This window comes from Psychrobacter sp. CLB018, from assembly GCF_041222815.1.
GTDB classification, from domain to species: Bacteria; Pseudomonadota; Gammaproteobacteria; order Pseudomonadales; family Moraxellaceae; genus Psychrobacter; species Psychrobacter faecalis.
Genome location: NZ_CP166085.1, coordinates 1411846 through 1436393 on the forward strand (window position 1 = coordinate 1411846; position 24548 = coordinate 1436393).

22 protein-coding genes and 1 pseudogene are annotated in these 24548 nt (G+C 44.4%); 6 read left to right on the plus strand and 17 right to left on the minus strand.

Annotation, left to right across the window (positions count from 1 at the left end):
• Positions 1-57 precede the first annotated feature (57 nt).
• Positions 58-1629 carry a pitrilysin family protein gene (locus tag AB8P72_RS06020; protein WP_068404228.1) on the minus strand — a complete coding sequence of 524 codons (1572 nt, stop codon included), beginning with the start codon at positions 1627-1629 and terminating at the stop codon, positions 58-60.
• A gap of 111 nt (positions 1630-1740) precedes the next feature.
• Complete coding sequence (locus AB8P72_RS06025; RefSeq protein WP_156508480.1) at positions 1741-1893, minus strand: hypothetical protein; 153 nt, start codon at positions 1891-1893, stop codon at positions 1741-1743.
• A gap of 808 nt (positions 1894-2701) precedes the next feature.
• On the opposite strand from AB8P72_RS06025, the pseudogene ftsY reads away from it, so the two are divergent.
• Together ftsY and AB8P72_RS06035 are read left to right on the plus strand one after the other, a co-directional pair.
• Positions 2702-3634 (plus strand): annotated as a pseudogene (gene ftsY / locus AB8P72_RS06030) (signal recognition particle-docking protein FtsY); the annotation flags it as partial.
• A gap of 62 nt (positions 3635-3696) precedes the next feature.
• Positions 3697-4269, plus strand: a complete 573-nt coding sequence (locus AB8P72_RS06035) for a methylated-DNA--[protein]-cysteine S-methyltransferase (RefSeq protein WP_068405174.1) — start codon at positions 3697-3699, stop codon at positions 4267-4269.
• Between the two features lie 181 nt (positions 4270-4450).
• On the opposite strand, the gene AB8P72_RS06040 is transcribed toward AB8P72_RS06035, so the two are convergent.
• Entirely contained in the window at positions 4451-5461 is a 1011-nt protein-coding gene (locus AB8P72_RS06040; protein ID WP_264753695.1) for a ferrous iron transporter B, read from the minus strand.
• A 636-nt stretch (positions 5462-6097) separates the two neighbouring features.
• A complete protein-coding gene (locus tag AB8P72_RS06045) occupies positions 6098-6847 on the minus strand; it encodes a YebC/PmpR family DNA-binding transcriptional regulator (RefSeq protein WP_102077564.1) in 750 nt (249 codons plus the stop codon).
• 356 nt (positions 6848-7203) lie between these two features.
• Between AB8P72_RS06045 and AB8P72_RS06050 the strand changes: the two genes are divergently transcribed.
• The gene (locus AB8P72_RS06050) at positions 7204-8034 is read left to right on the plus strand and encodes an ion transporter (protein ID WP_068405178.1); all 831 of its coding nucleotides are present in this window, start codon (positions 7204-7206) and stop codon (positions 8032-8034) included.
• On the opposite strand, the gene AB8P72_RS06055 is transcribed toward AB8P72_RS06050, so the two are convergent.
• Both AB8P72_RS06055 and aroQ read right to left on the minus strand, forming a co-directional pair.
• Positions 8031-9332 carry an AarF/ABC1/UbiB kinase family protein gene (locus AB8P72_RS06055; RefSeq protein ID WP_305935308.1) on the minus strand — a complete coding sequence of 434 codons (1302 nt, stop codon included), beginning with the start codon at positions 9330-9332 and terminating at the stop codon, positions 8031-8033. The two genes, AB8P72_RS06050 and AB8P72_RS06055, sit on opposite strands and share 4 nt — an antisense overlap.
• A 167-nt stretch (positions 9333-9499) precedes the next feature.
• Positions 9500-9970 carry a type II 3-dehydroquinate dehydratase gene (gene aroQ / locus AB8P72_RS06060; RefSeq protein ID WP_369958277.1) on the minus strand — a complete coding sequence of 157 codons (471 nt, stop codon included), beginning with the start codon at positions 9968-9970 and terminating at the stop codon, positions 9500-9502.
• A gap of 573 nt (positions 9971-10543) precedes the next feature.
• Here aroQ and AB8P72_RS06065 point away from each other — a divergent pair.
• Both AB8P72_RS06065 and AB8P72_RS06070 read left to right on the plus strand, forming a co-directional pair.
• A complete protein-coding gene (locus AB8P72_RS06065; protein ID WP_068405185.1) occupies positions 10544-10759 on the plus strand; it encodes a cold-shock protein in 216 nt (71 codons plus the stop codon).
• Between the two features lie 188 nt (positions 10760-10947).
• Complete coding sequence (locus tag AB8P72_RS06070; RefSeq protein ID WP_306495795.1) at positions 10948-12135, plus strand: DEAD/DEAH box helicase; 1188 nt, start codon at positions 10948-10950, stop codon at positions 12133-12135.
• A 108-nt stretch (positions 12136-12243) separates the two neighbouring features.
• Here AB8P72_RS06070 and AB8P72_RS06075 read toward each other — a convergent pair whose 3' ends face one another.
• The 8 genes from AB8P72_RS06075 to ilvA all read right to left on the minus strand — a co-directional run bounded on the left by AB8P72_RS06075 (position 12244) and on the right by ilvA (position 19388).
• Positions 12244-13218, minus strand: coding sequence for a sulfite exporter TauE/SafE family protein (locus tag AB8P72_RS06075; RefSeq protein ID WP_201542734.1), 975 nt, complete (start codon positions 13216-13218; stop codon positions 12244-12246).
• Between the two features lie 169 nt (positions 13219-13387).
• A complete protein-coding gene (ccoS, locus tag AB8P72_RS06080; RefSeq protein ID WP_198327827.1) occupies positions 13388-13627 on the minus strand; it encodes a cbb3-type cytochrome oxidase assembly protein CcoS in 240 nt (79 codons plus the stop codon).
• Between the two features lie 160 nt (positions 13628-13787).
• On the minus strand, positions 13788-14564 hold the full coding sequence (locus tag AB8P72_RS06085; protein WP_198327826.1) for a YdcF family protein: 777 nt from the start codon (positions 14562-14564) through the stop codon (positions 13788-13790).
• On the minus strand, positions 14554-15702 hold the full coding sequence (gene murB, locus AB8P72_RS06090; RefSeq protein ID WP_102077559.1) for a UDP-N-acetylmuramate dehydrogenase: 1149 nt from the start codon (positions 15700-15702) through the stop codon (positions 14554-14556). The genes AB8P72_RS06085 and murB overlap by 11 nt, the downstream gene beginning before the upstream one ends.
• Before the next feature lie 143 nt (positions 15703-15845).
• Positions 15846-16343: a low molecular weight protein-tyrosine-phosphatase gene (locus AB8P72_RS06095; RefSeq protein ID WP_305935306.1), complete on the minus strand. Its 498-nt coding sequence runs from the start codon at positions 16341-16343 to the stop codon at positions 15846-15848.
• 191 nt (positions 16344-16534) lie between these two features.
• Positions 16535-16975, minus strand: coding sequence for an RNA-binding S4 domain-containing protein (locus tag AB8P72_RS06100; RefSeq protein WP_305935305.1), 441 nt, complete (start codon positions 16973-16975; stop codon positions 16535-16537).
• Between the two features lie 118 nt (positions 16976-17093).
• On the minus strand, positions 17094-17744 hold the full coding sequence (locus AB8P72_RS06105) for an FMN-binding negative transcriptional regulator (RefSeq protein ID WP_305935304.1): 651 nt from the start codon (positions 17742-17744) through the stop codon (positions 17094-17096).
• 90 nt (positions 17745-17834) lie between these two features.
• Entirely contained in the window at positions 17835-19388 is a 1554-nt protein-coding gene (gene ilvA / locus AB8P72_RS06110; RefSeq protein ID WP_068405198.1) for a threonine ammonia-lyase, biosynthetic, read from the minus strand.
• 361 nt (positions 19389-19749) lie between these two features.
• Here ilvA and rpiA point away from each other — a divergent pair, with 361 nt between their 5' ends.
• Positions 19750-20409, plus strand: a complete 660-nt coding sequence (gene rpiA, locus AB8P72_RS06115; RefSeq protein WP_068405199.1) for a ribose-5-phosphate isomerase RpiA — start codon at positions 19750-19752, stop codon at positions 20407-20409.
• 159 nt (positions 20410-20568) lie between these two features.
• Here the strand turns inward: rpiA and argF are convergent, their stop codons facing one another.
• From argF to dnaB, 3 genes are all read right to left on the minus strand, one after another.
• Complete coding sequence (gene argF, locus AB8P72_RS06120; RefSeq protein ID WP_144296248.1) at positions 20569-21492, minus strand: ornithine carbamoyltransferase; 924 nt, start codon at positions 21490-21492, stop codon at positions 20569-20571.
• Between the two features lie 207 nt (positions 21493-21699).
• Positions 21700-22824 carry an alanine racemase gene (gene alr, locus AB8P72_RS06125; protein ID WP_369958223.1) on the minus strand — a complete coding sequence of 375 codons (1125 nt, stop codon included), beginning with the start codon at positions 22822-22824 and terminating at the stop codon, positions 21700-21702.
• A 188-nt stretch (positions 22825-23012) separates the two neighbouring features.
• Positions 23013-24416: a replicative DNA helicase gene (gene dnaB / locus AB8P72_RS06130; RefSeq protein ID WP_068405205.1), complete on the minus strand. Its 1404-nt coding sequence runs from the start codon at positions 24414-24416 to the stop codon at positions 23013-23015.
• Positions 24417-24548: the final 132 nt, after the last annotated feature.

The following is a 24548-nucleotide window of genomic DNA, read 5'->3' on the forward strand; positions in this document are numbered from 1 at the left end:
ATTCATAAGGTCATCAGTATTGGGTTTTTGCCAAGATAATTGCATCGCACATTGATGTTATTTAGCTTTGCTTGCCGCTTCTTTAGTAGCGCTATCGGTAGCAACATTTTTATTAACAGTGTCTTTGCTCATTTTATTTTGGCTAACTTTATTTCTATTGGCAGTCTCTTTAGGTGGGATGATATGCATGACCGTTAAATTATCTTTGACCAAATACTTTTTACTTGCCGCTTGGATATCTGCAATGGTTACGCTATCAAGCTTGGTTGGCAATTTGGCCAGTAACCTGTCATCAAGACCGATAGACTGCAGGGAGCCTATCATACGCGCCTGACCTTCCATGCTATCCTGTGCGTATATCAAGCCGGTGACAGTATTGGTTTTGGCGCGCTCGATTTCATCGGCAGCAATTGGGTCGGTTGATAGCTTATTAATCTCATTGATAATGGCTTGTTGTGCCTGCGCCAAGCTGATGCCTTCGCGCGGGGTTGCTTGTATCAAAAACAGCCCATCGCCGCGATCGAGCAAATCGTAAGACGTACCAACTGTGGTAAGCAGTCCTTGCTCGCGTACCAGCCTGTTCTCTAGCCGCGCTGATAGACCACCATCCAATACATCTTGCGCAAGTGATAGCGCATAGGCTTGTTTTTCATTATTAGCACCAGCGCTCACCAGACTGGGTACGTTATAACCCATTAATAAAACTGGCACTTGTACCGCTTGCTCGGATTCTACTTGCTGATAACCGCGAAAGCCCTTTTGCGTGACCATAGGACGCTTAGGTAACGCGCTTGGTTTTAGCTCCCCAAAATAGCGTTTGACCTGCTCTAATACGTCGGTTGGTTCGACATCGCCGACGATAACCAACGTCGCATTATTAGGTGCGTACCATGTTTTGTACCAGTCTTTTAAATCGCTAAGGGTGATTGATGCTAGCTCATTCATAGGGCCAATGACCGATTCGCCTTTTGGACTGTTTGGCATTGCCAGCAAGCGAAATGACTCATAAGCTTTGGCAATCGGATTGTCATCCGTACGCTGACGACGCTCTTCCATGACCACTTGATGCTCTTTGGCAAACGCTTTGTCATCAAAGACCAAATTGGTCATGCGATCTGCTTCTAGCTCTAAGGCTAACGGCAAGCGATTGGCAGGGAATAGCTCGTAATAACCGGTAAAATCGTAACTGGTAAAGGCATTATTGACGCCGCCAAATTTGGCAATCAAACGCTCATAATCGTCGCTTGATACATCGGCGGTGCCTTTGAACATCATATGCTCAAGCACATGTGAGATGCCGCCTTTATCGAGAGGCTCATCTGCTGAGCCGACGCGATACCAAATTTGGGTCATGACCACAGGCGCGCGGTGGTCTTCTTTGACCACTATCTTTAGACCATTTTCGAGCTGGTATTCGTGGCGGCCAGACATATCCATGGTCAATGCTGAAGATTGTTCGGTATTTTCTAGCGTTTGATTTTTATTCACTACCTGTGTTGTTGCGGCATTTTTAGTCGTAGCAACTTCATTTGTCGAAGAAACTGCGCTGGTTTGGCAAGCCGCAAGGGTAGTCGCCATCGCTAAAGCGCAGGCAAAGCGTAAAGAGATAGTAGGTAAAGATGAGGACATGATAGGTTCTACTTATATAAAAGGTAGCTGATAAGTGACTGAGTGATAAAATGAGAATGGCGTATATTTATGCTTAGATGAATATGCCTATTTATGATAAACATAACGCCATTATAAAGACTTGTGTGCTCCAACCATCACGCTAGCAGTCGGTTTAAATTCTTGTGTAGTGCTACAGCCAGTTGAAGACAACGCGATAGTAGCAACAAGCAAAGCGGCGCCCATTTGGGTCATTTTTTTATAATCGTTCGATAGTGATAACATAGGTCATTTCCAATATAAGTGGCCAAGTAAAGTAAACAAAATAGGGTGGCATAATCATGCTAAGGGTAGGCGAAGTTTGGCTTATTAAAGGTCAGATTTTTGTGTCCAAACCTTAAGCGAAACTTGCTTAGACAATTATAAGATTTATAAACCTATCCTTAGGAAGATTATTCTTAATTACTAAACGCTTTTATTATAAATTTATGGGTTTTTATAATTTAATCATGCTCTGCGATGCTAAAGGCTAAGCGCCGCTTGAATTATGCTAAACTAGGCTAAAAATAATCGTCCGTTAAACACCAAAGGCGGGCGGCACATCATTTTAAAAACTACTGATAATGATAACTTTTAGGGCAAGCTTATGAATAATCCCAATAATAGCAATCGTGTGGTCATCAACCTCGACGGCGGTCTTGATGATTTGGATGACGATGATATTACCTTACCCAGTCTGCCAGCGCAATCGGTGCCTATCATCGAGGAGTCTGAAGATACTTCACTTACCGATACAGCGGCAGACCTACCACTAGCGACGCTGATTATTGAGACAGAAAAACAAAGCCCTGCTGCAAATACTATAGAGGGTACTGTAGAAACAACGGCAAAAAGTGCTACAAATACTGCTGCGTCGCAGTCTACAACTTCAATTCCTACGATGCCTTTGCAAGATCATCTGGGCGATAGTGCGAGCGTCACCTCTAAAAATAATAATAGCAGCGCTATTGATAAAGCAAAAACTGAGTTACAGCAGCCGACAACAGCGCCAGAAGAGTCGCAACAGTCAGAACAGACTGAGGAAAATAAGAAAAAAGGCAGCTGGTTTAATCGCATGAAGACGGGGCTGAGTAAGTCACGTAAAAATCTTGCCGAAGGGATGGTTAGTATCCTTATCGGTGGTAAAGAGATTGACGATGAGCTCTTAGAAGAAGTGGAAGACCAGCTGTTGGTGGCTGATATCGGTGTCAATGCAACCAATCGTATTATTAAGAGCCTGACTGAACAAACCGCCCGTGGCGATTTGATTTATGCCCATTCATTATATAAAGCACTGCAAACTGAGCTGGTCGATATCTTAACGCCAAAAGTTGCGCCATTAGTCATCGATACCAGTAAAAAGCCCTTTGTTATCTTGGTAGTGGGCGTCAATGGTGTTGGTAAAACGACGACTATTGGTAAACTTGCTAAGCGCCTGCAAGGTGAAGGAAAATCCGTCATGTTAGCGGCTGGTGATACGTTCCGTGCCGCGGCGACTGAACAGCTACAAATTTGGGGTGAGCGCAATCACATTCCTGTCGTTGCTCAAGGTCATGGTTCTGATAGCGCCTCTGTTATCTTTGATGCGATGCAATCTGCCAAAGCAAAAAATATCGACGTGTTAATCGCTGATACGGCAGGGCGCTTGCAAAATAAAACCCACTTGATGGCCGAGCTTGAAAAAGTCGTGCGCGTGATGCGTAAAGCTGATCCAAGCGCGCCGCATGAAGGCATGATTGTCCTCGACGCTGGCACGGGTCAAAACGCCATCAATCAGGTCGAGTTATTTAATGAAGTCGTGCCATTAACCGGTATTACCATTACCAAACTAGACGGTACGGCGAAAGGTGGTGTGGTGTTCAATATCGCTGAAACCACGGATGTGCCGATTCGTTATATTGGGGTCGGTGAGTCGATTGATGATTTGCGCGCCTTTAGTCCAAAACAGTTTGTCGCCGCTTTATTTGAGACTGACGATAAAGAGTAGCGCTCTATAGGTTTTTTACAATAAGTAAGTGTCAAAATTATGAGTGTTTAGAGGAAGGAATAATGATAGTCACCATCGCAGCGGTTGAGTCGCACCAGTTGGCGTTGATTGCCAGTACTCATGAGCATAGCAGCCCTAAGCTGGTCGAAGTCAATTGGCTGCAGGTGGGTGATTCTTGGCACAGCTCAAAATCTATTCCCAAGCTTAAAAAGCATTATGGGCTTGTCGATGAGGATTTCACCTTTATCGCTCAAAATAACCTGAGCAAAAGCGAGCCTGCTGAGGCGTTACTTCTAGAAGCGCTTGAGCAATTAGCAGCGTATTTTAAAGGTAAGCGTCAAGCATTCGACTTGCCATTAGACATAAGCTTAGGCACTGATTTTCAGCAATGCGTCTGGCAACAGCTGCAACAGATACCGCATGGTGAAACGATTAGTTATGCCACACTGGCGCAGCGAGTCGGTAATCCTAAAGGCTTTCGCGCCGTCGCCAATGCCAATGGCAAAAACCCCTTTAGCATCATCATTCCTTGTCACCGCGTTATTGCGAGCGATGGTAAATTGGGCGGTTATACCGGCGGCTTAGATAAAAAAACATACTTGCTGACGCTCGAAGGGGCTGAGGTTAAACGCTAAGGTTTTTCTTTACTAAGCCAAAAATTCTGACTATAAGTTTTTTGGCTATTTAAAACATTTGCCGCAGCCATTGCAATCCTTCGACTTTTTAAATATCACCTTGGTCCATACGTAATAAATAGATAAAACCACCATCATAAACACCAATAAATACTCGACCCATGTACTCATCATTACCTCTCTAAAATCCGAAAATTTGTCCTGTCACCCGATAGGTTAGCCACGCCATTAAACAAGCCAATACGAATAAATAGCTGGCGATGGCGATGGTTTGTTTCAAAGAATTGGTTTCGCGGCGAATAACGGCTAGCGTGGCCAAGCACATCGGCGCGTAAACATAAAATGCCAAAAATGAAAACGCAGTAGCCAATCCCCACTGCGTATGAATAATAGGAATAAGCGTCTGATTGACCGCTTCATCGCCGATGCTACCGACCGCATATACCGTGCCAAGCGCGGCAATGACGACCTTGCGCGCGGCAAGCCCTGGGATTAAAGCAATACACATCTGCCAAGTAAAACCAATGGGCGCAAAAATTGGCTCAATCATATGCCCAAGCATGCCCGCAAAACTATAATCAATCGCTGGGTTTGTCGCGCCAATCGGGGCTACGGGAAAAGTCACCAATACCCACAATATTACCGTCAGCGCAAAAATGACTGTACCGGCTCGCATTAAAAAAGCGCTTACCTTGTCCCAAAGCTCACTGGCAATATGTTTGATATTTGGCAGACGATAAGTAGGGAGCTCCATCAATAAGGGAAATGCTGCCGCTTTTGCCGTCGTGCTATGAAAGCGTTTGAATAGCCACGATACAAACGCCGCTGAAAAAATACCGGCGATATACAATACAAATAAGGTCATACCTTGTAAGTTGAAAACACCTAGGACGGTTTGATTGGAAATCACCGCTGCAATAATCAGCGCATAAATCGGCAAACGCGCCGAACACGTCAGCATGGGCAATACCGCAATCGCCACAAAACGTTCTTTATGATCGGGAATAGTACGGGTCGACATAACCGCTGGCACCGTACAAGCGAAACCTGACAACAAAGGGATAAATGAGCGTCCAGATAAGCCTACTTTAGACAATAAATTGTCCAGTAAAAAAGCGGCGCGCGGTAAATAACCTGAGTCCTCTAGTATTAATAAGAATAAAAATAGCAGGGTGATTTGTGGTACGAACACCACGACGTAATACAGTAAGTCAGGAGCAAGTCAGTAAATTAGACTGAACACTTACCTTGAATCTATAGCGATACAGCTGATTTTAATGAGCTCATCGGCGTGTAAGCTAAACTGCGCACCGGTACTCAGTTGCACCGCATAAGGCGGCTTGCCAAACAGACCTTTGGCAACGATTTAAATAGTGGTATTGGGCAGAAAGCCTAAATCTTTGAGTCGTTGACTGATAACGCCGCCGATATCACCAAAGTGCTCATTAGCGACGATGTCATTAATAATGGCAGGCTAATGCTTAGCCAAATCGAGTAACGAGCACAGATGAGTCGCTTTAGGGTTAAGCGTATGAATATTGACGACAGTGGCGGCTGGATAAGAGGGCAGAAGGGAGGTGCGCATAAAGAATCCTTATCCATTCTTATATGTTAATGATAATTATTACTGTTAAAATCGAATTATATGCCTCACTTATTGACGATACAATACCTATAAAGGATGATGCAAATAACAAAAAAAACCAGAGAGTATGACACTGTCTGGTTTTTATTTTTTGCTACGGATAATATGGTTTTTGACGTATGCTAGTTAAATTTGCCAAGGTTTTTTGCTAGTAAATCTTAGACTAAGCTCAGACACATTAGGCTACTGTTCAAGCTGCGCCATGACTGCATCGGTAAAGCTCACATTACTATAGACTTCTTGCACATCGTCAATATCTTCTAGCATATCGATCATTTTCATCACTTTTAGCGCGTCGTCGATATTATCAATCTCAGCGCTGGTGGCAGGTGCCATAGTGACTTCGGCATTATCAGAGACAAGCCCTGCTGCATTGAGCGCATCTTTTACTCGACCGAAATTTTCCCATTCAGTAATAACCAGCAAGCTTTCACCATCGTTTTCGATGTCCAGCGCGCCAGCGTCCAAAGCCGCGAGCATGACTTCTTCTTCTAAGCTGACATCGTTAAAAACGATTTCACCGCGTTTGGTAAACAAATAAGCGACCGAGCCTGAGGTGCCAAGGTTGCCTTCATTTTTGGTAAAGGCATGGCGCACTTCACTGACCGTACGGTTCAGATTGTCAGTCATGGTTTCTACCAGTACCGCGACGCCGCCGACGCCATAGCCTTCGTAGCTGACTTCATCCATATTGTCATTATCATCGCCGCCTGTACCACGAGCAACCGCGCGGTTGATGGTATCTCGAGTCATATTGACTGATAAAGCCTTTTCGATAACCGCCCGCAAGCGTGGGTTTTTATCAGGGTCGGGGTCACCTTGCTTGGCAGCAGAAACAATTTCACGAATAATCTTGGTAAATATTTTACCTTTTACCGCATCCTGACGGGCTTTACGGTGTTTGATATTTGCCCATTTTGAATGGCCTGCCATATGACGTCCTTACGTTTTACGGGTTGTTTATAGTGCGTATAAAAAGTTAGTAGGCTATGCCTTGTTAACAACTTTTCATACTTGATAAGGTATTGTTATTATATGATTGTGCGGTTAATACAGTGTAATAGACCTATCGGCAAGTTAACGATATGTATGTCGTTTGGCGCGCTTTTTTGCTACACTGCTATCTTCTTTGTCTTGAGCGACTATTGCCTAAGGCGATGAAAACCGCTAGTAAAATATTGGCAGTATTATAAACCACTTTAGCGCATTTTGACCAACCTTAGCTTGCCCATATCAGCTTAAAGCGTTCGGTTTTTTATAACCATTGATTTTGTGACTATACCGACTTTATGAAGCAACCAACCGCCGAAGCCATTACCCATTTGCGTAACCGCATTCATATCATTATCGAAGGCACGGATACCCGTTTGGGTAAGCTGTTTGATATTGTATTGTTGATTGCGATTTTGGCCAGTGTTGCCGTGGTAATGCTCGATAGTGTGCTATATATGCGTTTGCAATATGGTACGCTATTTCGTTATGCAGAATGGTTTTTTACTATTTTATTTACCATTGAGTATATTTTAAGGTGGTTTTCGGCGCCCAATCGCTTTCGTTATGCGTTTAGTTTCTTTGGCATCGTAGATTTATTGTCAGTATTACCCAGCTATTTAAGCCTTGTATTTGGCGGTGTGCAGTATCTGCTCGTCATTCGCATCCTACGTATCTTACGAGTATTTCGGGTACTCAAGCTCAATACCTACATGCAGCAAGCGGGCTTTCTTGCCTCAGCACTTAAAACCAGCCAACAGAAAATCACGGTATTTTTCTTATCACTCGTTTTGCTCGTCACCATTTTTGGTTCGGTTGTCTATGTGGTAGAAGGGCCGGAAAATGGTTTTACCAGTATTCCTATCTCTATTTATTGGGCAGTGGTGACGGTTACGACCACGGGCTATGGTGATATGTCACCAAAAACGCCAATCGGCCAAGCAATTGCATCGATGGTGATGATCACCGGTTATGCGATTATTGCCGTGCCGACAGGTATTTTTACCGCCGAGCTGGCACGTAACATGCGCCCACAGCTAAACCCGATTGCCTGTCCAAACTGTGGCAAATTCGGTCACGCCGTAGGAGCGGATTTCTGCGATCGCTGCGGTCATGCATTGCACGTTTAGTATTCTATGTATTCTGCCACCAGTGGCGATAAGTCGATAATCACGCCTAGATTGACCAAATTCCAATATTGACCTGAAATGGTACGGTCAAGCATCATCGTCGTTGCTGATGGCTGAAACTGACCAAAATACTTTAACGACGTGCGCATTTGGGCAATGGCTTCATGATGGGTTTGGCTGCTGCCAAAATCAAAAGGACCTTGCTGATAAGGTTCTATGGATAAGGGTTTAAGTCCAATCTCTAACCACTCTTTATAAAATTCACCCGGCACGACTTTATCATCATCGCGGCGGATATCAAGGGCAATCAAGTCTTGCTCAAGCGCGGTCACATCGCCTTTTAAGGCATGCTTAGCAAAGCGGCGAAATAATTGTACTTCGCTGTCACTATAACTGCGGATACCACCAAAATCATAAGCGACAACGCTACCATCGGTGCGAAAGGCAAAGTTGCCAGGGTGGGGGTCGCAGTGCATACGATATAAACCAAATAGCTGTCCGGCGCTAAAATGAAACAGGCGCTTAGCGATTTTTTGCTTAACGTCGTTATCCCAAGTTGCAGCAACAGCAAGCGGCTCACCCATCTCTTCGGTCAAGGTCAAAATGCGCTTGGATGAATGGCTACTGATCACTTTAGGGATAATTAGCCCTTCATCATCGGCATGAAAGGCGCCAAATACCTGTAGATTGTGCGCCTCTTTAACGTAGTCGAGCTCGTCATGCAAACTTTGGCGAATCTCATTAAACAGCTGCTCTTGTAACTGCTTACTCATATTGAGGACGCCAGCTATTTTTAGCGCCATGCGTACTTGTTTTAGATCGCTATCGCAGTTTTCATCGACATCAGGATACTGCACCTTTACCACCACCCTTTGTCCAGAGGGCAAAATCGCTCTGTGCACTTGGCCGATTGATGCCGCGGCAAATGGCGCTTCTTCAAATTGGGTAAATAACTCAGCAATAGGCGCTTTTAATTCACGCTCAACTTGCGCGCGTATTTGTCCATAAGGCATCGGCGGCGCGTCTTTTTGGAGTTTCTCTAAAGCGGTCGCGACTTCAGGCGGAAACACGTCTTTATATTGGGAGGCGATTTGTCCCACTTTCATCACCGCGCCTTTCATTTCACCAAGCGTTTCAGCGATTTGCACACCGACGTCTTGCATCAGCGCTGAGCGCGCTTCTAGACGTTTTTCTTCGTCACTTGAGAGGTGCTTTAATGAGTTTTTAGCAGCTTTACCGGCAATACTTGCGGTCATGCCAGCGAGTTTCATAAAGCGTTTTCCGGACGATTTTGCCATTCATATCACCATATCGTGGGTTGTTTTTCATGCGCTCATATTATTACTTTCATCATATCATTGCTGTTTGACTAATGTGCCAAAAGCAACTTGATCGCAACTTCAATGCTAATAGTCTTGTGCTTATTTGACGTTTTCTTTATATAGATAAAGTCATAATCTCTACGTTAACCGTCTAATTTTAAAGCATAAGTATGGGTTAGCCAATAATCCAATGCCATCTGATAACCCAAATGCCCGAGACCGCAAATCACGCCGACGGCTATATCGCTTAAATACGAATGCTGCCGAAACGGCTCACGAGCATGAACATTGGATAAATGCACCTCTATAAAGGGTTTTTGTGTTGCCAATAGCGCGTCGCGTATCGCCACTGAGGTATGGGTAAAAGCAGCAGGATTGATAATAATTGCATCTACTTGTACAGCGGTTTCTGCTAAAAGACCATAATATTGAATCTCATCGACCAGTTTGCCCTCATGGTTTGATTGGATACAAATCAGCTCGATACCGTATTTGGCGGCACGCTCGATCAAGTTTTTCTCAATATCAGCAAGGGTCGTATGGCCATAGATTTCTGGCTCACGTTTACCAAGTAGGTTAAGATTAACGCCATTGATCAGCAATAATTTATGCATCAACGTCTTATCATTTTGTTGTAGATTGCTATTTGCTTTTATTGGCTGAGAAGTGGTTGTCATAGTTATAGTTGGCTCTACAATTATTAAGGTAAGTGGGTTGCTATTATTAAAAATAAGCGGCGCCGTACTTTTATGACGGTGCTTTTTTGGAATTTTGAGAAAGAAAATACATTAAATATACGATGTTTTAGTCCTTTATCATAACAGTTTGTCAGCATGGTTATAAAAATAACCGCAAAAACTGCTATAAGGGCTAAAAATCATGTGAAAAGTCTTTATGTTGCCAAAAACCCATGCTATGATATTTTTTACGCAACAAATATTACTTGTTTGTTGCTAGCGCTGATATAAGCAATTAATATAATGCTTAGAGTATTTTGATAGCTGCTTATGTTGGTGAGGACGAATTTACTATACGCTGATTCATAAAGAGAGTAATAACAGGCTTTATGAGGCGATGATGGTATGTAGAGTAGTACTCTTACATTTTGATTTCATAATCTTCAACCCCGTTTATATGCAATGTCGCAAAGGAATTTGGGGTTAAGTGACTTTTTAGGAAGTAATATTATGTCAGCTCGTGAGCAAGGTATCGTTAAGTGGTTTAATGACTCAAAAGGCTTTGGTTTCATTCAACGCGATAGCGGCGAAGATATTTTTGTCCATTTCCGCGCGATCCAAGGTGATGGTTATCGCTCTTTAAAAGATGGCGAAAAAGTTGAGTTCAGTGTGGTTGAAGGCGAAAAAGGCCTGCAAGCTGAAGAAGTCAGAAAAGTAGAAGAGTAATCGCTACCGACATTAATGCCGTTTGGCTATAATGTCGTTACAAACTACTGATATACTACTAAGTCAAGCCCGTCTGTCTTGCCTATGTTGAATAAAACGCAGCATATTTGGTAAGTTTAGATGTTAGGCTTGGCTTTTTTATGCATGCTTGTTTTATTGTTTGTCTGCTTAGCGCGGATATGCTATTAATGGCAAGCAAATTATACAAAAGGATATTTTTTTTGAGTACTTTTAAGACGTTTACCGATTTGCCGTTATCAAATGCCACTTTGCGAGCTGTAAATGATTTAGGCTTCACTGAATTGACGCCCATTCAAGCACAGATATTACCGCATACATTGGCAAATCAAGACGCTATCGGACAGGCGCAAACCGGTACTGGCAAGACGGCAACGTTTTTATTGACTATTATGGAAGCACTGCTTAAGCGTCCCTTTGCTGCCGATGAAAAACGCTATTTGGGCGAGCCAAGAGCCGTGGTTATGGCGCCAACGCGTGAGCTTGCCCAGCAGATATTTGATGACTGTATTGCTCTGACCAAATATACCTCGCTTCACAGCGTTTGTATCATGGGTGGTACCAATTATGAAACTCAGCAGCATGAGCTTGAGCGCCAATATGTCGATATCTTAATTGCCACTCCAGGGCGTTTGATTGACTTGATGCACAAGGGCATGGTTTATCTCGATCGCGTTGAAGTGTTGGTATTAGATGAAGCAGATCGTATGCTCGATATGGGTTTTATCCCAGATATCAAACGCTTGGTTGGTCGTATGCCGCCCAATACCGATCGTCAAAGTTTGCTGTTTTCTGCCACCTTTAACCAAGATGTGATGAATCTTGCCTATCGCTGGTTACATGAGCCAGAATTTGTAGAGATTGAGCCTGAGCATAAAACCAGTGAATTGGTCGATCAGCATTTTTACTTATTAACCGAAGATCAAAAGCTCGCTGCGGTCGAGCGTTTCATCACTGATGAGACAGTAGAGAAGGTGATAATTTTTGCCAACCGTAAAGACCAAGTGAAGCGTTTGTATCATAAGCTGCGTCAGGCGCATAAAATCGTCATGTTATCAGGCGATGTGATTCAGCAAAAGCGTGAAAAATATCTGCAACGCTTTAAAGATGGTCATGCTTCTGTGCTGGTCGCAACTGATGTGGCAGGACGCGGCATCCATGTGGATGATGTCAGCCATGTGATTAATTATACTTTGCCAGATCAGCCAGATGATTACGTACACCGTATTGGTCGTACGGGACGCGCCGGACAAACCGGTATCAGTATCAGCTTTGTCAGCGAAGACGATGCTTTTAATATCCCAGCGCTAGAGAAGCATTTAGATACCAAGTTTCGCCTTGAGCAATGGCAGGAATGATTTTATTAAAGCAACTTTTATTTTGATAAATATTGCTGCATAAAAAAGCCCTTAACGTCATCATGATGTTAAGGGCTTTTTTATAGGGTCATGATATTTTTTATGCTGCTATTGAGCAGTTTCTGGCATAGCTTCGTGATGATGGCTATTCATTTGCTGCTCATCTGTCATATTATGCATATTGTGATTCATAGCGTTATCTGCATCATGTGGCATATCATGCATACTATGATCCATCGAGCCATTCATAGCGGGCGTCATCTCGTGCTGCACATTGTTCATATTATGATGGGCGGTGGTTGCTGTTGTCGCTTCAGAGGAAGTATTGCTATCGGCCATCATAGCGGCGTGGCTGCCATGATTCATTTGAGCATGCTCACCATGTCCATTACCGCCGCCGTGGCCACCATGCATGCTAGCCATTAGCATAGGAACAAAAGCAACCGCTAAACCAGATAACACCATGATAGCGCCGTTAATTTGTCTTAAACGCATACGGCCAATTTTTTCACGTAGCCAACCAACTGTCTCGTGGGTAGCCACCAACATCGGTACAGTTCCCAAACCAAAGACAAACATCAATGCCGCACCGCCCAGTGGGTTATGAGCAACGACAGCGATAAGTAGCGCACCATAAACCAAGCCGCAAGGTAAAAATCCCCATAATAACCCTGCCGCTAAAGCACGCGGGAAGGTATTAAGTGGAAATACTTTTTGGCGAAGCGGACTAAGGAATTGCCAAAAACGCATGCCGACGCGCTCAAGTTTGGCTAAAAATGGCGCACCAAGCATGGTGACGCCCACAAAGACCAAGACCAAACCCAATAGGATACGAGGCATACTGTTGCCCGTCATCAACGGCTCTAAAACAGTGGTGCCAACAAGTCCAGCAACCAAGCCCAAAAATGCGTAACTGCTTAAGCGCCCGAAATGATAGGTCGCTATCAAAGCACGGCGCTTAGCAGGGCTGACATCTTTCATCGATAAACTAAATGCCGCGACCAAACCGCCACACATGCCTAAGCAATGCGGTGAACCTAAAAATCCCATTAGTAATGCCGCAACGAGTAAAGCTGTGGTCATGGGGGTTTCTCCTAAAAATGGTAAAGGGTGAGCCTGCTTTTATTCTTGCCCTAAAGAAATGATAAAAACAGTCAGGTATAAATGAGATATAAAAGGCTAAAGGATTGAGTTTTATTGATAGCTATTTTCATGATAAAGACGACATCAGCACGCAGTGCATCGTTAGCATTCAATCATCGGTTTTGTTAGAGTCTGCTGGATCATTGGTTTGCGGAGCTTGAGGCGTATGCTCGTTAGGCTCATGGGCTTGAATGGTTTGGCGACGCTCTTGGCGATCATCCAAGATGATACGCTGCGATGCATTATCTAAATCTTCAAATTGGTTTGATCGAACCGCATAGCGTATTGCCCAGATGGCGACCACAAACAGCATTAAACTTAAAGGAATTAATAAAAATATACTGAGCATGGCAAACCTCTTTCATAGCAGTTTCTTATATTATACACTTATTGCAAGTGTTATAAATATTCTATAAAGTTCAAAAATAAGACAGTGGATAATGGGGCAATAATAGGTACCTAATGATATTAAAACTAAAACTAAAATTAAGACAGTAAATGTCAGCTGGCTATTGCTCAGTAGGTTTTTTAGCGACATTACCCCTTGGTGTTAATAGTTGCTGCGAGGTCACATCATTTGCTTGGCGACAGTTTGCTTGCGGACGAATGACATCACGTAAGTAAGCGGCAACTTCATAAACGGCCCGCCGCGAATGGCTTAAGTTTTGCGCTGGTTCCATCCAATCACGCCGCACCGGTAAGGGCGCGTTAATTGGCGTACTATTAATGCCATTTAAAGCAAACTGTCTGCGCGCGCGCGCCATGTGATAGCTGTCGGTGATAAGGTACACATGATACAGAGGAATGCGCTTGGCAGTAAAACGCGCATTTTCACAGGTATTCATACTGGCATTTTCGCTGATAAGCCCGTCAATACCGTGTTCAATAAGCCATTGACCAAGCCAAGGCGCTTCGGCGCCGCTCAGGACGATAGGTAGCGGCAAGTCATGATAAGCGGTTGCTGCTGTACGGGCGCGATTAAGGCTATAACTATTGAGAATAGTTTGATTGTTATTGTCATTGGTCAAGCCGCCGCCCAACACCACATAAGCGGTCGGCGGAGAACTCATGGCGGCAGGTTGCATCTTTGGTAAGGGTAAATGTGCTAAGAGATAAACCACCGCTTGCGAAAATAGCGGGGTAAACAAACTGATAAGAACGAGAATAACGGCCGTTGAGCCAAGCAAAAAAGTGGCATTAATAATACGAAACAGCTTTATCATACGCTCAGCTGAACGTAAATAAGAGCGCCATAAGCGCTTGGACCATGATCGCTTAGACCACATGCTCATCAAATCCAATAGAGCCGTCAGCATTTACCCAAACCGGCTCGCGCGCCAATTCAATCGCAAACTTCTCATGGACAATGTCAGCGATATGCTGCTGCGCTTTTGCCACATCCGCTTGCGCCGCTTGATATGGGCTGTGATTAGTCAACACTAACGCTTGCTGCTGATGGGTGAGTATTGGCGCTAAACCATGCCCCTTTAGACCAGCCTGTTCAATTAACCAGCCAGCTGCCACCTTAACCATGGCATCGGGCGTTGGATAGCCAACGATGGTAGGATGGATGGCTTTTAGCGCTATAAATTGCGCTTGAGAAATAATAGGATTTTGAAAAAAGCTGCCGCAATTGGGTAGCTGCTTAGGGTCGGGCAGCTTCTGCTGGCGAATATCTATAATCGCTTGCATGACATCAGCAGGATTGGGCTGGCTGCGTCCTCGCTGCTCGGCATAGCGCTGCGCGACCGTCTGCACATCGCCGTAGCTGGCAAGGATTTTGCTGGGATCGGTATGCAGACGAAAACCAACGCGCGTAATCAGCCAAGTATTGGGCGTACGCTTAAAGAGGCTGTCGCGGTAGCCAAACTCGCAGTCTGCTGCTGTTAGCTGATGCCAAGTTTGGGTTGGGAGATGATAGGCACGCACGTACTCTAGACAGTCTTCTAACTGCACACCGTAAGCGCCGATATTTTGTACCGGCGCTGCGCCAGTCAAACCCGGTATCAGTGCCAAATTTTCTAGGCCATACCAACCTTGAGCAACCGTATGCATGACCAAGTCGTGCCAATTTTCACCAGCCATCACTTCGATATCGACATAACTGTCTGTCTGCGCTGTCACGCTAATACCGCGCATCTGTGGTCGTAAGACAATCGCATTTAGCTGTGCGGGCAATAAAACGTTACTGCCGCCTGAAAGAACGAATAACGGCTTAGTAGGTGCTGCCTCTTTTTCATAATTTGCCATAAAGGCATCAAGCTGTGCCTCATCCGTTAGTGGGACGACCACATCCGCTACAGATGCTAATGCCATGGTATTGCTATGCGACAAATCGACTAAATTATCCTGCGATATATTCACTGCAAGATGGGTTGATGTCGCAGGTTGAGCACAGAAATCATGGCGTAAAGCTGAGGTCATAACATAGCCTATAGGGCAAATAAACAAAAAATCATGCGGTGTTTATTATAAAGGATGAGCGGCATAAAAGTAGCAGAAATATAGCACTTTATCGCTAACTATTATTAAGTGTGGTTAAACATTTAGCGCTAAGAACTATTAAACTAAGCAGTTTTCCAACTTTCAATCCAAGCTTGTGAACTGGATTCAATACGTTCAATTACTTCTTCGAAAGCATCGGCGTCCCCTTGATAAGGGTCTGGTACATCGTCGCCGCCGTAAGTTGGGTCTTCTTCACTAAATAATGCCAGTTTGGCAAGCTTGCCATCTGTATCGCTGATACTGTCTTTTATGGCTTGTAGGTCAGCTAAGTTTTGCGAATCCATCGCCAAAATCAAATCAAACTTACGAAAATCGTCAGCGCTCACTTGACGCGCGACCAGCTTATTGATGTTGTAACCATGGGCTTTGGCGTGGCTCTGCGCCCGCTCATCTGGCGCATGACCAATATGCCAATCCCCTGTACCTGCTGAATCCACTTTCATCGCCAGCCCTGCAATCGCTGCTTGCTGGCGGAAAATCTCTTCGGCAGTCGGTGAACGGCAAATATTCCCCAAACAAACCACTAGAACAGAAGAAGGAGTAGACGCTTTGATTGGCATATAATGACCTTTTATCACAACAAAAAAACATGCCATCAAGACCAGCATGATAATGCGGTTGCTTAGCATGTTATCGAATAAATGAATTGGTGGCTAGCGTAACGGTTAATACCTTGAATGGCAAGAGCAGAGGTAAACAATAGGGTCACGCTAGGCAACAAATAATAGAATACTGCTGTTACTGGCAGCCTTTATTCTTGCTTGTTTTTAAAGCGTTGTAAATCACGACGCTCTTTTTTATTGGGTTTATTATCAGGGCGGGCAAGATTGGCCAGTTTGCGCTGTTCGGCATAGTAGGCGCGGCGCTCTTCGCTTTCCTCAGTTTCAGAATACAGCACTTGGGCGGCAGTTGCATTACCACGTTGGGCACTTAGCGCTTCGACAATCACGGTTTTTTCAGTCATGGCGGTGGCTGAGCCTTGGCGAATACTGAGTTCATCTCCGACCGCAATCTCTTTACTGGTTTTGACACGGCTCCCTGCATAATGTACACGACCGCTTTCGATAGCTTCTTTGGCAAGGGTGCGGGTGCGATAAAAGCGCGCAGCCCATAACCATTTATCAAGACGCATACGTACCGTATCTGGTTGGCTATGGCTTGGCTGATTGTGGTTTTTGTTATGTTTACTCATCAAAACCTCATAAATATCAATAAACTAAGATAATAATGGTGGTTTTTTTGGGAATTAAAAGAGTGATAAGTGATTAAAGTTTTTCAAAATGGGGTTTTATGGTGAATGAGTAAAAAAATTAGCCTTTATTCTGATGTGTAATTTTAACAGCCATTTCTTTAGCGTCATTTGTATGTAAATTCTCTAAGCCGTTTATCACCCCTGTGATGTTTTCTACAGTTTTATTTTGGCTTAATTTAAATTGGGCTTGTATCGAATCGATAGAAAATCTAAAGCCAATAATACCGCGACACATGGCATCGATATAAGCAGCTGGTGCGTCATCTAACGACCAAGGGTTATTGCTTATTACTTCTTGCCGTGCGGTCATGGTAGCTAATATCCATTTAAGGGTATTATTGTCTTCAAGCAGCTCAATTTTAGATTGAATATGGACGCTTTGATAGTTCCATGTCGGCACTTCTTTATGAGTTTCGGCTTTGCTAGGATACCAGTTAGGGCTGATGTAGTGTCCAGAATCTTGAAAGATAATTAACCATGAACTGTCTGCTAAAGCCTGTTGGTAAATAGGATTTTTACGACCAAAATGACCATAAAGGTAGCGTTGATTACCTTTAGAATCAGAACGTTCTTCATAGAGAAATAAAGGAATGTGACAAGCTTCTATGCCGTCTTTAGTTTGAGCGATAATAGTTGCCAATGGCTTGGCGGTAATAAAGTCGATAATACTATCGAAATTTTCTTCGGCAAAAACAGCAGGGATGTGCATGTGTTTCTCAATATAAGTAAGCGCCTAATCTTGGCGAGATAAGGCGCTTATATTCTGTTGTCATCGTTGTTGATAAAAATATTTCAGCACTTATTTCAAGAACAACTGATAGCCGATATTGTCATTGAGCATGGTGCAGTCATAACCAATATCAAGAAGCGCATCTTGTAGCTGGCGAGAGTTACCCTCAGAGGCTTGCAAGCCAACCAACACGCGACCTTCAGCAGCACCATGATTGCGATAATGGAATAAGGTGATATTAAAATCGTCGCCCAATTTTTCTAAAAAGGTCAATAAGGCGCCCGGCCGTTCAGGGAATACCACACTTAATAACTGCTCGTTTTCCACATGGGCATGACCGCCAATCAAATGACGAATATGAGATTTGGCGATGTCATCATCGGTTAAATCATGCGCTTCATAGCCATCGGCTGCCAATTGGTTGCTAATCGTTTGACGCTCTTTCTCACCTTCTTTTAAGGCGATACCGACAAAAATAGACGCAGGTTCCATAGAGTCGGGTGATTTTTTGCTATCGGCACGATAGTTAAACTCGGTGATATTACGGCCATGTAGGCTGCGGCAAAAGTTTAAAAACGCGCCGGTTTGCTCAGGAATCGTTACGCCAAAGATGGCTTCTTTTTTCTCACCAATCTCCGTACGCTCGGCGATATAACGTAGGCGGTCGAAGTTCATGTTGGCACCGCAGATGATACCAACGCAGTTTTTGCCCTGTAAATTGTTGGCTTCAATATATTTTTTCATGCCTGCAACGGACAAAGCACCAGCAGGCTCAACGATACTACGGTTTTCTTCAAAGATATCTTTCACCGCCGCGCAGACTTCATCATTGGTACAAGTGACCACGTCAGTCTCGACTAAAGGACCTGATGCATCGCCCTTTTGCATACGCACGATATCAAAAGGCAGCTCGCCAATTTGAGCAACGGCGACACCATCAACAAACAGTCCAACTTGTTTGAGTTTAACGCGTTCATTCGCTTCAAGCGCCGCTTTTAGTGAAGCTGATTGTTCCGCTTCGACGGCGATGACTTTGACATGCGGCGCCACTTCACCTAAAAATGCTGCCACACCAGAAATCAAACCGCCACCGCCTACGGCAACGAAGACATAATCCATGTTGCGCCATTGCTGGGTCAATTCCAGACCAATAGTGCCTTGCCCTGCAATCACCAATTCATCATCATATGGCGGAATAAAGGTTAAACCCTCGGTCTCAGCACGATTAATCGCATAACGGTTGGCTTCATCAAAGCTGTCGCCATGCAAATCGACATTACCGCCAAGCGCGCGTACCGCATCGACTTTGATATCCGGTGTGGTGGTTGGCATCACAATGATGTTATTCAAGTCAAGCTTACGGGCAGAGTAGGCAACACCTTGCGCATGATTACCTGCCGAAGCACAAATAACGCCGCGTGCTTTTTGCGCATCGCTCAATTGGCTAATACGGTTATAAGCACCGCGCAACTTAAAGGATTTAACCGGTTGCAAATCTTCGCGCTTAAATCGAATATCATTAGCAAAACGTTGGGTCAGCTTCGGTGCAGCTTCAAGTGGTGTTTGAATGGCGACGTCATAGACGGTGGCTTGCAAGATGGCTCGTACCCAATGTGACAGCATAATGTTTCCTAAACAAAGTGAAGATGAATAAAAGAAGTGCAAATGGTTATAAATTGGTATTTAATAATAAACAGCAATAAACCAGTAAAGATAAGCACAAAAACGAAATAGATTAGCCTATGCTGATTTTCACTATCTTGCAAGACACAATTGCAAATTTCGTCGAGAGTTTATTAAAGTTTAGATGCTCATTTATGAATACATTAAAGTAAGTATGCGTAATGAGAGGGTTCAATGAGTATTTAGAATAGGTTTTACGCTAACATCGCTTAGAGCCATCGGTTATAATAAGCGCGCCTTTTACTTCCTTTATCATTTTAGCTCTTTTAGAGTAAGACGTTTATTTTTCCAAGGATTTATGATGAGTGATCAGCAAGCACAAAAGCAAGCCGCAGCCAAAGCTGCCCTCCGCTATATCGAAGATGACATGATACTTGGCGTAGGGACAGGCAGTACGGTAAATTGTTTGATTGAGTTATTGCCGACGTTAAGGCTTGCTGGCGCGGTCGCAAGCTCACAGGTCACCGAAGATAAACTACGCGCCTTGGGTATCGACATCGTCGATTTAAACTTTGCCGGTCAGCTTGATGTCTATATCGATGGCGCTGACGAGGTAAATGAACATTTGCAATTGATTAAAGGGGGTGGCGGTGCGCTCACACGTGAAAAAATCGTCGCTGCGGCTTCCAACAAGTTTGTCTGTATGGTTGATGAAAGCAAAAGTGTGCAATGCTTGGGGCGCGAATTTCCCGTACCGATAGAAGTACTGCCACAAGCGCGCTCGTATGTAGCAAGGCAATTAGCCCGTTTGGGCGGTGAGCCGGTTTATCGTGAAGATTTTGTCACCGATTATGGTAATGTGATTTTAGACACCTATGATTTGGATGTCAGTAATCCATTGGCGTTCGAACAAGAGTTAAATAATATCGTTGGCGTGGTCTGTAATGGTATTTTTGCTGCCAATCAAGCCGATGTGTTGCTTAGAGCGGGCAGTGATGGGGTGACAACTTTGACGCGTTAATGCATTATTGATAGAATTTAATGCTATAACTTATCGCTAAATAAAGTCATAAACAATAAAAAGGCAGCGCATTAAAATATGCGCTGCCTTTTTCGTATCTGTTCATCTGCTGCTTGCTGGTTTAGCAAAATATCACCATATGTTTTTAACAACCTATTTTTAGGCAGGTAGCTTAATTTTGTCTTTTAATAAAAACTCCATTAAGGCTTTTTGCGCATGTAAGCGGTTTTCAGCTTCGTCCCAAACCACTGAACGCGGATCATCGAGCATATCGTGAGAGATTTCTTCGCCGCGATGCGCAGGCAAGCAATGCATAAATACCACTTCGGGGTCAGCTTTATCAAGCAGTGATGGCGTGACTTGATAGGGCGCAAAACGGCGTGCGCGAGTGTTTTGTTCAGACTCTTGCCCCATGCTTGCCCAAACATCGGTGACGATTAAGTTTGAATCTTTTGCCGCATCTTGGACATCTTCGACCAAGCTCACGCAATGTGAGAAGCGCTCCATCAGCTCAGGGTCAGGCTCAAATCCATAAGGGGCAGCAACACGCAGCTCAAAGCCAAACTGATTGGCCGCTTGCATGTAGGAGGCGCACATATTGTTGCCATCGCCAACCCAAGTAACGATTTTGTTTTCGATACTGCCGCGATGCTCATAATACGTTTGCATATCAGCAAGCAGCTGGCAGGGATGAAATTCGTCAGTGAGCGCGTTGATAATCGGTACACTAGAGTATTCCGCAAAGGTTTCAACTTTTTCGTGCCCAAAGGTACGAATCATAATGATATCGACCATGCTTGAGATAACACGCGCCGAATCTTCTAGCGGCTCACCGCGCCCAAGCTGGGTGTCATTTGGCGACAAAAAGATAGCGCTGCCGCCAAATTGTCCCATGCCCGTCTCAAATGAGATACGCGTACGGGTGGATGATTTCTCAAATATCATGCCAAGCGTGCGCCCAACAAACGGCTGATAGATCTCGCCGGCATGTTGCATTTTGCGCAATTCACAAGCGCGTTTGATGAGGTTTTCTAGTTCTTGTTTGGTTAAATCAGATAGGGTCAAAAAATGGCGCAAACTCATAGTAATCCTAGCAGTCGATCACAATCGATGAAAAATCGATAAAAATGTTACGTTGTCAGTCAGTAATCATATCGCGTCAGTGCGTATACTGTGGTGACAACAAACTTTTAGTATAGCGCAATTGGGCTTAATGTAAATGTTCAATTTGCCATGATTTGGCGCTGTCTCTTTTATCTGGCAAACTGTCATGATGTTCATATCTAACGATTAGGATTCTGTTATGTTTCGAGTAGGGCGCGCGCTTAGGCGGCATAGCAGCTCATAGCTAATGGTTTCTGCATTGGCGGCGACTTCATCGACATGCGGCGCATCACCCCATAGCAATACTTTACTATTTAACGCCACGCTGTTTGGCACAGCGCTGACATCAATGACAATCATATCCATGGCTACGCGTCCGATGACCGCACATGGGTAGCTTTGGTTGTTGGTATCGTCAATAACAGAAACATAGGCATCAGCACTCACCACGCGTGGATAGCCGTCACCATAACCGATGCTGACTAACGCCGTTCTGGTATCTTTCCCAGCAGTCCAGCGGCTGCCATAACCAATGCCGTCACCTGCGTTGACTGTTTGTAGCGTGATGATTTGGGCGCTAAATTCCATTGATGGCTGTAAGTCCAAATCACGCGCACTTTTGTCAATGACAGGCGTACTGCCGTAGAGCATGATGCCCGGACGTACCCAATCGTGATGATGCTCGGGGAAATTGACGATACCCGCTGAGTTGCACAATGAGCCTTTTACATCGCTGCTCACCGTTTCTCGTAAAGTCTGCAGCATGTCGTTAAAGCGCTGGATTTGAATGGCATTTAGAGGATGAGCGCGGTCGTCGGCATTGGCAAAGTGAGTGGTTAAAATCAGCTGATAACCGGCTTTATGCAAACGTTTGGCGGCTGGAATCAGCGTTTGGTCATTAAAGCCTAAGCGGTTCATGCCAGTATTATATTTTAGCCAAACCACTCGAGTGGCGCTGGTAGTCGGTGGGGTTTTTTCTAATGCCCATATTAATTGCGGCTCATGATGAATCACGCAGCTGATATCATGCTCTATCGCTAGCTGCCATTCATCGGCGGTAAATGCGCCTTCAATCAGACCAATGGTTTTATCCCAGCCAAGTTGTCGCGCTTCCAAGGCTTCTATCAAGGTTGCAACGCCGATACCATCAGCCTGTTGCTCGCCTTGTTGCAATGCTGGTAAGACAGCAGCGACGCCATGACCATAAGCATTGGCCTTGACCATAGCAAGAACTTTAGCCGTCGGTGCCAGTTTTTTAACTTGTGCCAAATTATGAGTAATGGCGGCTGGATTAATTGTGATAGTGCGCATAATTGCCTTCTTTATTGACAAAGTTATTTTTATTAGTAAAACGATTTCATTAAACAAATGATGTTATTAATAATGGGGTAAAGCAATAAAGCCAGTGCGTCATCAATTTGGCTGATGACGCACTGGCTAGTTTTATTCATAGTCGTTTTAAAGTTAAAGCTTATTATATGTATTGTTTAGTCAGCCGATTATTCATCATTCTCAAAGCTGACGTTTTGATAGTATTCTGGTGTCAGGTTAATAAAGCGGGTAAATTGCCCTTCAAAGCCTAAGCGGACGGTGCCGATAGGGCCGTTACGCTGTTTACCGATGATGATTTCAGCCACACCTTTGTGGTCTGAGTTTTCATTATAAACCTCATCGCGATAAATAAACATAATCAAATCGGCATCCTGCTCGATCGCCCCCGATTCACGCAAATCCGACATGATAGGGCGCTTATTTGGACGGTTTTCTAGACTGCGGTTAAGCTGGGACAGCGCAATAACCGGACATTCAAGCTCACGAGCCAAGGCTTTTAAACTCCGAGAAATTTCCGAGATTTCGCCCACACGGTTGCCGTCAAGACTAGGTACTTTCATTAGCTGTAGGTAATCGACGACGATAGCGCCAAGTTTACCATCATGATTTTTGGCAATACGGCGACAGCGCGAACGCAGCTCAGAGGGCGGCAGGGCGGTACTGTCATCGATATATAAATGCTTAGATTGCAAATGCTGAATGGCATTCATCATTTTTGCCCATTCATCTTCATTCATTTGCCCAGAGCGCAAGTGCGTCTGATTAATCGCACCCCAAGATGAAAGCAAACGCATGACGATGGACTCCGCTGGCATTTCCATCGAAAATACCACCACGGGCAAATCTTCATTAAACAAAACGCCTTCTGCTAAGTTCATAGCAAAGGTGGTTTTACCCATAGACGGACGCGCCGCTACAATGATTAAATCGCCCGCTTGTAAGCCTTGGGTTTTGTTATTTAGCTCGACGAATGGCGTTTGTAAACCTATCATGCCGTCAGGATTAGACTTTAGCTCTTGAATCTTATCAATGACATTGGTCAATACTGAGGTAATACCAACGGGACCGCGTTGCTCTGCGCGTTTATTATGCTGCTCATTGATACTAAATATTTTTGCCTCAACATTGTCCAAGATATCGCTTACCGTTTGGTCTTTAGGATTATAGGCAAGGGTCAGCATGTCATTGCCCGTGGTAATGAGCTGACGTAAGGTCGACAGCTCACGCACGCGCTGTGCATAAGCAGTGAGGTTAAACAAAGTGGCAGGACTTTGGCTCAAAATATCGGCCAAATAGCTGTCACCGCCGGCACCTTTAAGCAATTTTTGTGCTTCCAACCAATCATGCACCATTACCGTATCGTAAGGCTCGTTGACCGCTGCCAAATGCGCAATTGCATCAAAAATATACTGGTGACGCCCCGCATAAAAATCGTCTTTGGTGACGATATCTGCAATCTTATCGTATGCCTCTTCGATGCTCATCAAAGACGCCAGCAAGGCCTTTTCAATATCGATATTGTGCGGCGGTGTCTGATTGAGTAAGTCGTCGGTTTTTTCGTTGTCTGCCATGGGTGCCCAGTGTCTTAAAAGTCAGTTTCAAAAGTCGGTATAAAATTAATTATATAAGAGTATAAATAGCTATTTGCTATCAGTATTTATTTTAGGAGTGATACGGTCAAGCAAGCGCGACATAGCTCTACG